The sequence below is a fragment of the Actinomadura montaniterrae genome (genome assembly GCF_008923365.1).
GTDB classification, from domain to species: domain Bacteria; phylum Actinomycetota; class Actinomycetes; order Streptosporangiales; family Streptosporangiaceae; genus Spirillospora; species Spirillospora montaniterrae.
Map to the genome: position 1 here is coordinate 1 of NZ_WBMR01000040.1, position 12,673 is coordinate 12,673.

The 12,673-nt window shown below is 73.1% G+C and carries 15 protein-coding genes and 1 tRNA gene; 6 read left to right on the forward strand and 10 right to left on the reverse strand.

All coding sequences use genetic code 11. The features are described from left to right. The 7 genes from F9B16_RS16415 to upp form a co-directional block, all read right to left on the reverse strand. Nucleotides 1-611: MFS transporter (locus F9B16_RS16415; RefSeq protein WP_151540948.1), on the reverse strand; the 611-nt coding region annotated here is incomplete at its 3' end. A 130-nt stretch (nucleotides 612-741) separates the two neighbouring features. Beyond that, complete coding sequence (locus F9B16_RS16420) at nucleotides 742-1,479, reverse strand: FadR/GntR family transcriptional regulator (RefSeq protein ID WP_151540949.1); 738 nt, start codon at nucleotides 1,477-1,479, stop codon at nucleotides 742-744. Between the two features lie 128 nt (nucleotides 1,480-1,607). Then, entirely contained in the window at nucleotides 1,608-3,080 is a 1,473-nt protein-coding gene (locus tag F9B16_RS16425) for a helix-turn-helix transcriptional regulator (protein ID WP_151540950.1), read from the reverse strand. A gap of 186 nt (nucleotides 3,081-3,266) precedes the next feature. Further along, nucleotides 3,267-3,791 carry an HAD domain-containing protein gene (locus F9B16_RS16430; RefSeq protein WP_151540951.1) on the reverse strand — a complete coding sequence of 175 codons (525 nt, stop codon included), beginning with the start codon at nucleotides 3,789-3,791 and terminating at the stop codon, nucleotides 3,267-3,269. Between the two features lie 103 nt (nucleotides 3,792-3,894). Beyond that, the gene (locus tag F9B16_RS16435) at nucleotides 3,895-4,425 is read right to left on the reverse strand and encodes a PH domain-containing protein (RefSeq protein WP_151540952.1); all 531 of its coding nucleotides are present in this window, start codon (nucleotides 4,423-4,425) and stop codon (nucleotides 3,895-3,897) included. Between the two features lie 148 nt (nucleotides 4,426-4,573). After that, nucleotides 4,574-4,834: a hypothetical protein gene (locus F9B16_RS16440; protein ID WP_151540953.1), complete on the reverse strand. Its 261-nt coding sequence runs from the start codon at nucleotides 4,832-4,834 to the stop codon at nucleotides 4,574-4,576. Nucleotides 4,835-5,164: 330 nt separating this feature from the next. After that, nucleotides 5,165-5,803, reverse strand: a complete 639-nt coding sequence (gene upp / locus F9B16_RS16445; RefSeq protein WP_151540954.1) for a uracil phosphoribosyltransferase — start codon at nucleotides 5,801-5,803, stop codon at nucleotides 5,165-5,167. Nucleotides 5,804-5,887: 84 nt separating this feature from the next. Between upp and F9B16_RS52690 the strand changes: the two genes are divergently transcribed. After that, entirely contained in the window at nucleotides 5,888-6,259 is a 372-nt protein-coding gene (locus tag F9B16_RS52690; protein ID WP_225991675.1) for a hypothetical protein, read from the forward strand. A 199-nt stretch (nucleotides 6,260-6,458) separates the two neighbouring features. Next, nucleotides 6,459-6,944: a tRNA adenosine deaminase-associated protein gene (locus tag F9B16_RS16455; RefSeq protein WP_151540955.1), complete on the forward strand. Its 486-nt coding sequence runs from the start codon at nucleotides 6,459-6,461 to the stop codon at nucleotides 6,942-6,944. Nucleotides 6,945-6,948: 4 nt separating this feature from the next. On the opposite strand, the gene F9B16_RS16460 is transcribed toward F9B16_RS16455, so the two are convergent. Both F9B16_RS16460 and F9B16_RS54135 read right to left on the reverse strand, forming a co-directional pair. After that, nucleotides 6,949-8,247, reverse strand: coding sequence for an alkaline phosphatase family protein (locus F9B16_RS16460; protein WP_151540956.1), 1,299 nt, complete (start codon nucleotides 8,245-8,247; stop codon nucleotides 6,949-6,951). 178 nt (nucleotides 8,248-8,425) lie between these two features. Further along, on the reverse strand, nucleotides 8,426-8,632 hold the full coding sequence (locus F9B16_RS54135; protein ID WP_151540957.1) for an Arc family DNA-binding protein: 207 nt from the start codon (nucleotides 8,630-8,632) through the stop codon (nucleotides 8,426-8,428). A gap of 17 nt (nucleotides 8,633-8,649) precedes the next feature. On the opposite strand from F9B16_RS54135, the gene F9B16_RS16470 reads away from it, so the two are divergent. From F9B16_RS16470 to F9B16_RS16485, 4 genes are all read left to right on the forward strand, one after another. After that, complete coding sequence (locus F9B16_RS16470; protein ID WP_225991676.1) at nucleotides 8,650-9,936, forward strand: RNA-guided endonuclease InsQ/TnpB family protein; 1,287 nt, start codon at nucleotides 8,650-8,652, stop codon at nucleotides 9,934-9,936. Nucleotides 9,937-9,940: 4 nt separating this feature from the next. Continuing rightward, a complete protein-coding gene (locus F9B16_RS16475; RefSeq protein WP_151540958.1) occupies nucleotides 9,941-10,378 on the forward strand; it encodes a tRNA adenosine deaminase-associated protein in 438 nt (145 codons plus the stop codon). A gap of 37 nt (nucleotides 10,379-10,415) precedes the next feature. Next, nucleotides 10,416-10,853, forward strand: a complete 438-nt coding sequence (tadA, locus tag F9B16_RS16480; protein ID WP_151540994.1) for a tRNA adenosine(34) deaminase TadA — start codon at nucleotides 10,416-10,418, stop codon at nucleotides 10,851-10,853. Between the two features lie 10 nt (nucleotides 10,854-10,863). Beyond that, nucleotides 10,864-10,951: transfer RNA gene (locus tag F9B16_RS16485), tRNA-Ser, on the forward strand. 78 nt (nucleotides 10,952-11,029) lie between these two features. Here the strand turns inward: F9B16_RS16485 and F9B16_RS16490 are convergent. Continuing rightward, entirely contained in the window at nucleotides 11,030-12,610 is a 1,581-nt protein-coding gene (locus tag F9B16_RS16490; RefSeq protein WP_151540959.1) for a serine/threonine-protein kinase, read from the reverse strand. Nucleotides 12,611-12,673: the final 63 nt, after the last annotated feature.

Genomic DNA, 12,673 nt, shown 5'->3' on the forward strand with positions numbered 1-12,673 from the left:
ACCGCGGCCGGGACCGCGGGCTCGGGGGAGCGGCGGCCGCGGAGCGCGAGCGGCCCCCAGGCGAGCGCCGCGACCAGCGACGGGACGGCCCAGACGGCGAGGGCGAGGCGCCAGCCGCCCGCGTCGCTCAGCGGGACGGCGAGGCCGGCGGCCATGGCGCCGCTGGCCGCCATCAGCATCATCGCGAGGCCGGTCAGGGACCCGACGCGGCGCGGGAACGCGCGCTTGATGACCGCGGGCATGAGGACGTTCCCCATCGCGATCCCCGCGCCTGCCAGGACCGTTCCAACGAACAGCGGCAGCGGCGCCGCGACGACCCGCAGCAGGATTCCCGCCGTGATCAGCAGCAGGGAGCCGGCGATCGCGGTCTCGGTGCCGAGGCGGCGCGCGGCGACCGGCGCCAGGGACGCGAAGACGCCCAGGCAGAGGACGGGCAGCGTGGTGAGGACGCCGGCCTCGACCCCGGACAGGCCGAACGCGTCCCGCAGGTCGCCGAGCACCGGGGAGATCCCGGTGATGGCGGCCCGCAGGTTGATCGTCAGCAGCACCAGGCCGGCGAGCGACCAGGCGGTCAGGGCACGGGGGACGGGGGTCGTTGCCGAGGTGTTCATGTCGCCTTCGTCATGCGCCCGCGGGCGCGTCGAACCGGATGGGGGGCGGCGTGCCGGCCCGATGCCAGGTCACGCCGGTGATCGTTGATGGGAGCGCGGGGAACCGCGTGATGCCGGACGCGCGCCGCCGCTAGGGCTCGCGCTCCTCCGGGGCCGCCGGGGCATCCTTAGCCGCCGGGGCGCCGGGGGCCGCTTTCCAGGGGCCCGTGGAGGCGAGGATCTGGTCGAGGCAGGCGTGGGTGGCCGCGGCGGCGGCCGCCGCGTCGCCCTCCTCCACCGCCGCGGCGATGGGGCCGTGCGGGACGTCCGCGTGCTCGAGGAGGGTGCCCGCCGCGCCGATGCTGGCCCGCAGCGCGGTGCTGAAGTCGCGGTACAGGTCGGTGAGGACCTGGTTGTGGGTGGCCTCCACGACCGCGGTGTGGAACGCCAGGTCGGCCTCGACGAACGCGGCGTGCTCGCCCGCGGCCCAGGCCGCGTCCCGGCGGCCGAGCGCGTCGGTGATCGCGGCGACGTCGGCGTCGGTGCGGCGCGCGGCGGCGAGCCGGGCGGCCTCCACCTCCAGGCCGCGCCGCACCTCCAGGATCTCGACGAGCTCGGCGGTCTCCAGGCGCCGCCGGACGGCGCTGGACAGCTCGCTGGTGGCCCGCACGTAGGTGCCGTCGCCCTGGCGGCTGTCGAGCAGCCCCGCGTGGGTGAGGGCCCGGACGGCCTCGCGGACGGTGTTGCGGCCGACGCCGAGGGTCTCCGACAGCACCGGCTCCGGCGGGATCTTCCCGCCGACCGGCCAGGAACCGCCGGTGATCTCGGCCCTGAGCTGCTCGATCACCTGGTCGACGAGCGACGAGCGGCGGGCGGTGCGCAGCGTCACGTGTCCCTCCTCGAGCCGGGGGCGCCGACATCCGGTCAGCCAGTCATCCCATGTTTCCGTCACCAGGATACGACAGGCGCGCCGCCGCGTTTATTCCGGGGCGCCCGTACGATCACACGCGCCGCAGGTCAGACGCGTCCGAGGTCGTGGTTCGCCTCCTGGGACGGCGCGGCGTGCAGGCCCGCGGCCTCCAGCGCCTGCCGGTACGCCGCGGCGGCGGACTCGGTGTCCTGGACGAGCTCGAACAGCTCGCCCAGCTCGCGCAGCAGGTGCGCGGCGGGCCGCCCGGCCGGCAGCGTCCTCAGCTGCTCGGACGCGGCGCGCAGCACGACCTGGGCCGCCTGGGCGTCCCCCTGCGCCACCCGGGCGCGGGCGAGGACGAGCCGGGCCAGCACGGTCTTCTGTGTGCGCGCGGCGAGATCATTGCCGGGGTGCGGCGTGATGGTGTGCGTCCGCGCCGGGGGAGGCGCCACGAGGGCCATCCCGGTGTCGAGGAACTGCTCCAGCTCGGCGATGGCCTCGTCCAGCTCCCCCACGAGGACCAGCGCGCGCGCCTTGGCGATGGTGCTCTCGGTGGCCTCGGCCCCTTCGAGCGCGCCCGTCCCCCGCAGGAGTTCCAGAGCCTCCCGCGCGGCCTCGCGGGACCCCTCGGCGCGCGGCTTCTCGATGCCCGGCACGCCCTCGCCCGGCGACACCACCTCCGCCACCGCGGAGGGCGCCGGCTCGGAGAACGGCATGACGCCCCTCAGCAGCGCCTTCGCGGCGGCGAGGTCGAGGCGCGCCCGCGCCTGCACGGGCGTCGCGTCGGACCGGGCTGCCAGCGCCCGGTCGGCGAAGTACAGGGAGTCGCCGATCGTCCCCTCCTCCAGCGCGCGCATGCTGGCCCGCTGGTAGTGGACGCTCGTCGACTCGTCGTCCCCAGAACCCTCCGGATGAAGGAGCCGCCTGCCGAGTTCGTGCGCGCGCGCCGGATCGGAGCGGTCTACATAGGCCAGCAGCAGGATCCGGCCCGCCTCGGTGTACTCCTGCCCCGCGGTGAGCCCGAGCTTGCCGAGCCGGTCCATGGCGCGCTCGCCGAGCGCGATCGCCTGCCCGAGGTCGCCGACCGTGTGGTAGCAGCGCGCCAATGCGATCACCGGCGGCAGCCAGCTCGCCCGCCCCGGGTCGCGTTCGGCCTGCTCGCGCAGCTCCTCGAACAGCGCGATCGCCTGGTCGGCGCGGCCCAGCTCCTCCAGGGCGCGGGCGCGGCCCCACCGGGCGCGGGACGTCAGGTCGGGATCGTCGCTGCGCGCGATCACCTCGTCGAAGCCGGACTCGGCGGTGCCCGGGTCGCCGCCCAGCAGCGCGAGGTGCGCGTGGCGCTCCCGCACCTCCAGGTGCGCGCGCTGCTCCGGCTCGACGCCCTCGGCGAGGTACTCGGGCGTGCAGCCGAGCCGTTCGGCCAGCATGCGCAGGACGGTCGGCGTCGGAGTCCGCTTACCGGACTCGATCAAAGAGATGTAGCTGTCGGAAAGGTCGTGACCGGCGAGCTGTGCCTGCGACAGGCGTCTGGTGAGCCGCAGGTTGCGGACACGTTCGCCGACATTGCCTGGACCCGGCATGTGGACTCACTTAGCGGAAGTAATCAGGCGGCTGGGGTGCCGACATGATTGCACATTGCGGGTTAACGCACATCGAGAGTAATGAAGCGGGACCCCCCGGACGGTCGCGGCACCTGTCGCCTTCGACGTTATCCGACGATCCCCGCAAGATCGCCGATTCCGCCGAGATTGCTCTGGCCCCCGCCTCTACACCGCCCCGCGAACCTCTCGCAACCACTCCTCCAGAACCCGGTAATCCCCCTCCCCCAGCCCCACCCGCGCATCAACCCGATGCAACAACCCCCGCCCCCGATGATGCGCGGCCACCCAGGCGCGATCAGCGTCGGAGATCTCGTCGTCGACCCAGGCGAAGGGCCGTCCGGCCGCCCACGCGACGAGCGTCCGCGTCTTCCAGTGCAGGCCGTTCCGGGCGTCCCGCTCGTCAGCGTCCGACGGGTCCGGCCAGGCGACCACCGGCAGTTCCGGCAAACCGAGCCGCGGAGCGATGCGGTCATTCGCGTCCGTCGTCCAGGACGTCGCCCAGACCAGTTCGCACGGGAGGGCCGTCAGGCGCGGGCCGTGGGCGGGGTTCAGGCGGGGGAGGAGGGGATGGGATGCGCTTCCCGCGTGTTTTAGACGGCCCGTCTCATATGTCGGGTACGGGTGCGGGGACCCGAACGGAATGAGGGGACCGTCGACGTCGAGGAACAGCAGCGGAACGGAACCTGCCACGACCGAACCGTAGCGGCCGGAATCCGGCGGGGCCGCGGGTGCCGAGAGGTCCGCGGGTGCCGCGGGTGCCGCGGTGGGCGCGGTAAGCGCGGGGGCCGCGGGGTCAGTCGTCGGCGGTGGCGTTCTTGTTCGGGAAGATCATTTCGCAGACCTCGAGGTAGAGCTGCTCCGGGTACGGCAGGTACGGGACGTTCGACAGCGCCTGCTCCTGGCCCGCCGACTCCAGCACGAACTCGCCGTAGCCGAGCATGCGGCCCGCGATCGTCCGCTTGAAGCTCATGTCGGTGACCTTCGCCAGCGGCATCATCGCGACCTTGCGGGTGATCAGGCCGGTGGTCAGCAGCATCCGCTGGTTCGTGATCACGAAGTAGTCGACCGACCATTCGGCGACCCGCCAGACGAACCAGGCGAGCAGGATCAGCCACGCCCACCAGATCCAGCTGATCACCGTCCCGGCCTGGCTGGCGACGGTGTTGCTCAGCACGCCCGCGACGATCAGCCCGCCGAGGACGAGCCCCACCGGGACCATCAGCACGGCCGGATGCCGGCGCACCGTGATCACCTGGTTCTCGTGCGGGAGGAGGTACTTGTTCACCGAGGCCGGGGCCGAGTCCCCCGGGGTCACCAGCCTCATCGCGGCCTCGGGCCGGAGCGGCGCCCATCGGGCGGGGCCGCCGCGGCCCACGTCATGTGCTTGCTTGCGGGCACGGCTGCCTCCCGGAGCGTCGACCCACGGACCCCGGTTCAGTTTCGCACAGCCGCAACCCCCGGCAAAGCAAGGGCTATGGCGCGTTGTCGAGAGACGACCGGCGCGCCCGGCGGCGCTTCTCGGCCGCCACCGTGGCGAGCACCTCCAGGTGCCGGCGCGCGATCCGCTCCACGAGGTCCGGGGTCGCTCCCCCGCACACCTCGTCCGCGCCGTGCCGCGCGGCGGACACGCACCGGTCCACGGTGTCGGACTGGTGGACTCCTTCGAACTCCTCGGTGAGCCGCTCGCCGATCGCGGCGTAGCGCGGCAGGTCGCCATCCCCTTGGTGAGTCATCGCGACTCCTAGGCCTCGCTCGCGCCGCCCGGTCCGTAACGGTCCCCTGTGCCGGGGCGGCGGAGGGGAACGCGCACTGACGTTCCGTAGCGCGTTCGTACCCCTTGCCACCAGGAACGAACATCCGGAACGCGCCGCACGCCCGGATCACGCTCCCCCGGCCCCGGCGCCCCGTCCGCGGCCCCGCCGGCCGGCCGCCTCGGTCAGCCGAGGCCGCGTCGGTCAGCCGGGGCCGCGTCGGTCGGACGGCCGCCTCGGTCAGCCGGGGCCGCCTCGGTCGGACGGCCGCCTCGGTCAGCCGGGACCGCGTCGGTCGGACGGGCGCGTCGGTCAGACGACGCCGTAGAGGCGGTCGCCGGCGTCGCCGAGGCCCGGCATGATGAAGCCCTGCTCGTTCAGGTGCGAGTCGATCGCCGCGGTGACGACCCGGATCGGCGCGGCCGTCCCGGCGAACGCCTCCTCCAGGTACTTCAGGCCCTCGGGCGCGGCGAGCAGGCAGATCGCCGTGACGTCGTCGGCGCCGCGGTCGAACAGCAGCTTGATCGCGGCGGCGAGGGTGCCGCCGGTGGCGAGCATCGGGTCCAGCACGTAGCACTGCCGGCCAGACAGGTCGTCGGGCAGCCGGGTGGCGTACGTCTGGGCCTGCAGTGTGCCCTCGTCCCGGATCATGCCGAGAAACCCCACCTCGGCGGTCGGCAGCAGCCGGGTCATCCCGTCCAGCATCCCGAGCCCGGCGCGCAGGATCGGCACCACGAGCGGCTTGGGGCTGGCCAGCTGGACGCCGCCGGTCTCCACGAGCGGGGTGGGCACGGTGACCGGGGTGACCCTGACGTCACGGGTGGCCTCGTAGGCCAGCAGGGTGACGAGCTCGTCCGCGAGACGGCGGAACGTGGGGGAGTCGGTGCGGACGTCCCGCAGCGTGGTGAGCTTGTGCGCGACGAGCGGATGGTCGACGGCGAGGGTCTGCATGCGCACACCGTAGCCCACCGTCCGCGCGCCGCGGCGGGGCCCGCAATCTTGGGTAGACGCCACTGAGCTGGGCACTATGGCGATATGAGCAGCGACAGCGATCGGCGGCCGGCGCGGGCGGGCGAGCCCGCGCCCGACCCGCCGGGGCCGGGATCCGGTCCCGCGGAGAGCGCGCCGCCGGCTCCCGACTCCCTGGTCCCCCCGCCCGAACCGGTGCCGTTCCCCGTCGACGCCTCCGACGTCGACGAGGCGGTGAGCGATGTCACAGCGGGCCCCGAGCCGGCCGGCGCGGGCGACGTCTCGCCCGAGCAGGTCCGCGAGCGGCTGCGCCGCCGCGCGATCTTCCTCAGGGAGCTGGCGGAGGCGCGGGAGCTGCGGCGCCGCGTGACGCCGCACAGGTCACGGCGTGCCCGGATCCACGCGGCGCTGCGGCGCCGCACGTTCCGCATCAACTGACCGGACGGGCACCGGCGGGCGCGCCCCGGTTCGCGGCGCGCCGGCGGGGATCGAGTAGGTTCGTGCCCTTGGGTACCGGAAAGCGGAGCTGACTCCCCGCTTCACGCGGCGGTGCGGCGCCGAGTTTGGCGGTGGGGCACGCGAGCGCGCGCCGCATCTGCGACCATGCCCAGGCAGGAACGGCGCCGGTGGGGTGGAAATGACGGATGTGGACGCGACGGACTTCGCCGTCGTGGTGTACCGCGAGGACGACCGCTGGGAGGCCGAGATCCTCCCGGTGGCGCTGACCGAGGATCTCGCCGGGCTGATCCATGCCCTGCGGCAGCAGCCGAGCCTGGGCGGGACGGTCGGGCTCGTGTCGGTGGGCGACGACTTCTTCGTGGCGATCCGGCTGCTCGGCGACGAGGTGATGGTGTTCCTGTCGGACGTCACGGCGTCGGTGGACTGGCCCCTCGCCGGCCAGGTCCTGGACTACCTGGACATCCCGATCCCGGAGGACGAGGAGCTCGACCAGGTGCTGCCGGTCGGCGACATGTCGATCTTCGCGGACCTGGGGCTGGACGAGATGGAGCTCGGCGCGATCTCCGGCGACCTGGAGCTCTACCCGGACGAGATGCTGCTCAGCATCGCCGGCCGGGTCGGTTTCGCCCCCGCCTTCGAACGCGCCCTCGACGCCGTCGGGTAGCGCGCTACTTGAAGCCGTGGGTGAGGGCGTAGGCGTTGAGCTGGGCCCAGTCGTCGCCGGTGTGGGAGTGCTGCGGGTCGAGGCAGCCGAGGGTGAGCGGGCGCGGGACGTCGTAGTGCGGCGCGGTCAGCTTCGGGGCGCTCTCGAAGTCGAGGACCTCGGCGATGTTGCGGGCCGCCGCGTCCCGCACCGACAGCGGTTCGAGGCCCCAGCGCCATTCGATCGCCTTGAGGACGGACGTGTGGTCGTACACCTCGTGGGCGATGGCGCCGCGCCGGGCGCGCGGTGAGATCAGCAGGCACGGGACGCGGAAGCCGCGCAGGCCGGTGCCGAGGTCGGGACGCGGGTCCGGCCCGGTGGGCGGCGGGACGTGGTCGAAGAACCCGCCCCACTCGTCGTAGTTGATCACCAGCAGGGTGCGCTCCCAGTTCGGCGAGTCGATGACCGCCGTGTAGACCTGGTTGAGGAAGCTCTGGCCGAACCGGATGTCGGCGAGCGGGTGCTCGTCCTCGGACAGGCCGGGCAGCGCCTCGCCGACGAAGCCGGGCTCGACGAAGCTGACGGCGGGCAGCCTGCCGTGCTTCGCGTCGTCGTAGAAGTAGTTGATGTGGCGGCTGATGTCGAGGTGCTTCAGGCCCCACAGCGCGGTGAACGGCACGTCGCTGAAGTAGTAGTACGCGGGGATCTTCTTCTCCTTCAGCCGGTCCCAGACGGTGGTGAGCTCGGAGAAGGTGAAGGTGTTGGAGATCCGATCGGTCTGCCCGGCGTGCTGGAAGATCCGGTTCGGGAACGTGGACGACATCACGGCGGCGAAGTAGCGGTCGCAGAGCGTCCAGTCGAGGGCGGCGTGGCCGTGGAAGCCGAGGTCGGGGCCCTTGAAGTAGCCGATGGAGAAGACGTCGTTCTCGCCGGCGCGCAGCCACCCGTCGCAGGCGCCGCCGTTGTACTCGGTGCGTCCGCCCTCGTAGGAGTGGTCGGGGTCGTTGAACCCGCACCCGTAGGGGACCTTCAGGTGGTGGGTGTCGTGGGCGTCGCCCTGCGCGTCGGTGAAGGTGAGCCCGGCCTGCACGCCGTCGGCGCCGGGGACCCAGCCCATGTAGTGGTCGAACGACCGGTTCTCCATCATGACGACGACGATGTGGTCGATCCCCGAGTCGCCGGGGTCGGGGAGCGCCGAGACGGGCGCCCGGACGGTCGCGGCGGCGTCGGCCGCCGTCCCGCCCGTCCCGCCGGCCGCGATGAGCGCGGCGGCACCGGCCGTCCCCGCGAGGAACCCGCGCCGCGTCAGTTCGTCCTTGCCCATGGTTCTCCTCCCGCCCGCCTGGCGGTGAGAAGTATCACGATCATTGGGGCACCAGGGGAAGAACCGCAGCGGTCCACCATGGGACAAAACCCGAAATATCCTCACGACCGAAAGCGCCCAAGGACTGTGACCGCAGCGACCCGTGGGTCACCCTGTTCGCCGGTGCATCCCTTCGGGCTCAGGCCGAGGATGACTCCGGACGCCCGCCGAGCGCCCCCGGAGATGCAGGCCGGCGACCGGGCGGACCGGCAACGCCCTCGGCAGGTCCCAGGGCGTTCTCGAGCAGGTGGAGGATCTCGGAGTTGAGGGAGCGCCGGTCGGCGGACGCCTGCTCGACGAGCCGAGCGTGGAGCGTTTCGGGAAGTCGCAGCGATAGTCGGACCATGGCACTACGGTGGCATCATGATGACGCCGGCGGAAGCCCGGGAAGGAATCGGGACCGCCCGGTACGCCTACCGGCTGCGGCTGTCGTCGACCGCCGAGCGGAACCTGCTGGTCGAGTGGGACCGGTGCCGGTGGGTGTGGAACGAGTGCGTCGCCCGGTCCAGAGCCGCGCATCGGGCCGGGGAGGCGTGCGGCCCCGCGCGGCTGGACAAGATGCTGACGGGGTGGCGCGCCGAGCGGCCCTGGCTGCGTGCGGGCGCCTCGGTGGCGCAGCAGCAGACTGTCCGGGACTTCGCCAGATCCCGCGCCAAGGCCCTCGCCGACATCAAGAACCGGGTGCCGCCCGGCCGGCGGGCGGGGATGCCTCGTTTCAAGAAGCGGGCTCTGGCCGCGCCGAGCTTGAACTACACCCGCCGAGGATTTCGGGTGCGGGACGGGCGCCTGCACCTGGCAGGCGGGATCGCGTTGACGGTGGTGTGGTCGCGCCCCCTGCCCGCCGGTCCGTCCTCGGTGCGGATCCACCGCGACTGCCTCGGCCATTGGTACGCCTCGTTCGTCGTCCCGGCCCGGACGGAGCCGCTGCCGGCCACCGGCCGCGTCCTCGGGATCGACTGGGGCGTGACAGAGACCGCCACGACCACCAGCGATGCTTACGATCTGCCGCACACCGGACACGGCCGCAAGGCCGCCGCGCGGCTGGCGCGCTATCAGCGGCAGATGGCCCGGCGCCGCGCGCCCAAGGGCAAGGCCCGGTCCAAGGGATACCGCGAAGCGCAGCGGCAGGCCGCCAAGGCCTGCAAGAAGGCCGCGCGGCAGCGGCGGGATGACGCCCGCAAATGGGCCAAGAAGGTCCTCCGCGACCATGACGCCGTCGCGGTCGAGGACTTCCGGCCCCGGTTCCTCGCCAAGTCGAGCATGGCCCGCAAGGCCGCCGACGCCGCGATCGGCGAGACCAAGAAGGCCCTGATCGAGATGGGCCGCAAACACGCCCGGGACGTCCGGCTGGTGAACCCGGCGCACACCACCATGGACTGCGGTGAATGCGGGGCGAGAGCCAAGCACCGCCTGCCGCTGTCCGAACGCACTTACACCTGCGTCGCGTGCGGAACCTCCCGTCCCAGGGACAAGAACTCCGCCCGGGTGATGCTGGTCCGGGCGGGTCTGGCCCCGGACGGCGCTGATCGCACAAGACCTTCCGCCCCGCAGGGGCGGGAGGCGGCCGGAGCCGTGAATCCCCGGCACGTCCCACGAAGGAGGGGGAGTTCGACAATCCTTTCCCTTCGGGGAGGGGAGCAGTCAAAATGAGCAGGTGCCGTACTTCGCCGCCGTCTTCGCGCAGAGCCCGCAGGGCTGGGTCGGGACCGAGGCCGTGCTCGCCGAGGCCGAGCACGTCGACGACGTCGCCGACCTGATGCGGGAGGCCGCCGTCGAGTCCTACGGGGACCCGGTCGTCCTGCTGGTCGAGCAGGACGACGACTGGTTCGCGGTCGTCCGGCTCGACGGCGACGACGAGCCCCGCGCGTACGTGTCGACCGTCCGCGAGGACGGGCTCGCCGCGCTGTTCCACCAGCTCGTCGGGGAGGTCCCGGACGGCGACGCCGGCGGCGACCCGGCGCTGCTGGAGGACCTCGGGATCGATCCGGACCAGCTCAGCGACCTGGGCGAGCGCGCCCTGCCGGGCGACGCGCTGCTCGCCGTCGCCGAGCGCGCCGGGTTCGGCGAGGAGTTCGACCGCCTCCGTGACTGACTCCGTGACCGCACCGGACGAGGAGTTCGGCGCGGCGATGCGCCGGGCGCTGGACGAGGCGCGCGCCGCCGCCGCCGACGGCGAGATCCCGGTCGGCGCCGTCGTTCTGGACGGCTCCGGCACCGTGATCGGGACGGGCCGCAACGACCGGGAGCGCAGCGCCGACCCGACCGGGCACGCGGAGATCGTCGCGATGCGGGCCGCCGCCAGGGCGCGCGGCGAGTGGCGGCTTTCCGGCTGCACGCTCGTGGTGACGCTGGAGCCGTGCACGATGTGCGCGGGCGCGTCCGTCCAGGCGCGGGTGGACCGGGTCGTGTACGGGGCGGTCGACCCGAAGGCGGGCGCGGTCGGGTCGCTGTGGGACGTCGTCCGGGACCGCCGCCTCAACCACCGGCCCGAGGTGCTCGCGGGCGTGCTCGCCGCCGAGTGCGGCGCGCTGCTCTCCGAGTTCTTCGTACACCGCAGAGTCCGGTAGGCTTCCCCGCGGTGGTGTCGCCTAGTGGACGAGGGCGCACGCCTCGAAAGCGTGTGAAGTGCAAGCTTCCGTGGGTTCGAATCCCACCACCACCGCCACCGGCCATGACCTGGCCGACGCTCGGGGCGGGGCCTGCGGTCCCGCCCCGAGCGTTTTCTCGTTCGCCGCTCGCCCGGTCAGCCCGCGGACCGCTGCTGTAGTGCCGCCGCGAGCCGGCGGGCGTAAGCCGCTTCGCTCTTGGCCGCGGTCTCCGGCACTTCGCCGTCGATGATGCCGATGTCAGCCGTGAGGTTGTCGACGCGGAACATCAGCTGCGGCGCACCGAAGGGGTCGGAGGCGTCGATGTAGTGCCCCTCGTCCCCTATTCCGGAGAGGGGATCCCCGGCACCCGCGCTCATCACGGCCGCATGCGCGTTGTCGGCTCCCGACTCCCCGTTCTTCTTGCCGTACCGCTTGATTTCGAGAGTGATGCTCCCCCGGTCGGCGAAGTCCTTGGGCAGGACCGACCAGGTGCACTGCACCGAATCCCTCGTGCCCGGCGGGCTCTTCGTCGGAGAGACCTCCGCGTCCTGGATGCTGGGCGTCGGGAGACGGGCGCAGGCGGGCGGCGCGGAGAACCGCCCGTCGTCCACCGAGCGCCCCATGGGGTTCTCCAGCAGGAACCAGCCGCCCGCGACCACGGCGAGGATCCCGGCCGTCGCCAGGAGCCACGCCTTCAGCGAGATCGCCGAGTCCTGGTCCACGGCGACCGTCGGGGGCGCCGGCGCCGTCATGGCCTCCGTGACCGGTCTCGTCTTGAGGTCCGAGGGCGGGGGCGACGGCGGGGGCAGCGCCGCCCCGGGGCCCGCTCCCTGAGGCGAAACCTGCACCGGCGGGGGAGCCTGCACGGGCGGGGGAGCCTGTTGCGGAACCGGCGGCACCGCGTCTGGGCGGGGCGCGGGAACGGCTCGGAGCCGCTCGGCGACGGCGCGGGCGTCCGGCGGCCGGTCCCGCGGATCCTTGGCCAGCAGCGCGTGCACGAGCTCGTCGAGGTCTCCGGGGACGTCCGGACGCACCTCACGCGGCCTCGGCGGATCGGTGAGAACGATCTCGCGGATCAGCGCGTGCAGGCTGTCCCCGTTGAACGGCGTCCGGCCGGTGAGCAGGGCGAACAGCACCCCGCCCAGCGCGTACAGGTCCGTCCGCGGCGTCGGCTCGTGCGCCTTCTCGAACTGCTCGGGGGCCATGTACGCGGGCGTCCCGAGGATCGCGCTGCCGGTCAGCTGCGTGACCTGGTCGGCGTACCGGGCGATGCCGAAGTCCATGACGGTCACCAGGTCGCCGGGGCGGGCCATCACGTTGGCGGGCTTGACGTCGCGGTGTACCACGCCCTGCTGGTGGGCCGCGTGCAGCGCGTCGGCGATCCCCGCCGTCAGCCGCCTCGCCCGGTCGACCGGCAGGCCCTGCGGGTGGCGTTTCAGCACCGCGGACAGGTCCTCCCCGTCGAGGAGCTCCATCACCAGGAACAGCAGGTGGTCGTCCTCGCCGGCGTCATGGACGACGACGATCCCCGGGTGGCGGAGCCGGGCCATGATCTCCGCCTCGCGGCGGAACCGGCTGGTCAGCCGGGCGTCCGCGCCCGCCGGCGCCGTGAGGATCTTGACCGCGACCGACCGGCCGAGCCGCTCGTCCAGGCCGCGCCAGACCTCGCCCATCCCGCCGCGTCCCAGCAGGGAGTCGAGCTGGTACCTGTCCGCCAGTCTCAGCCCGGTACGCACTGTTCCTCCCCCTGGCCGTCCACGGGCATCCGATCATGGATACACCGCGGGACACCCCCTTTT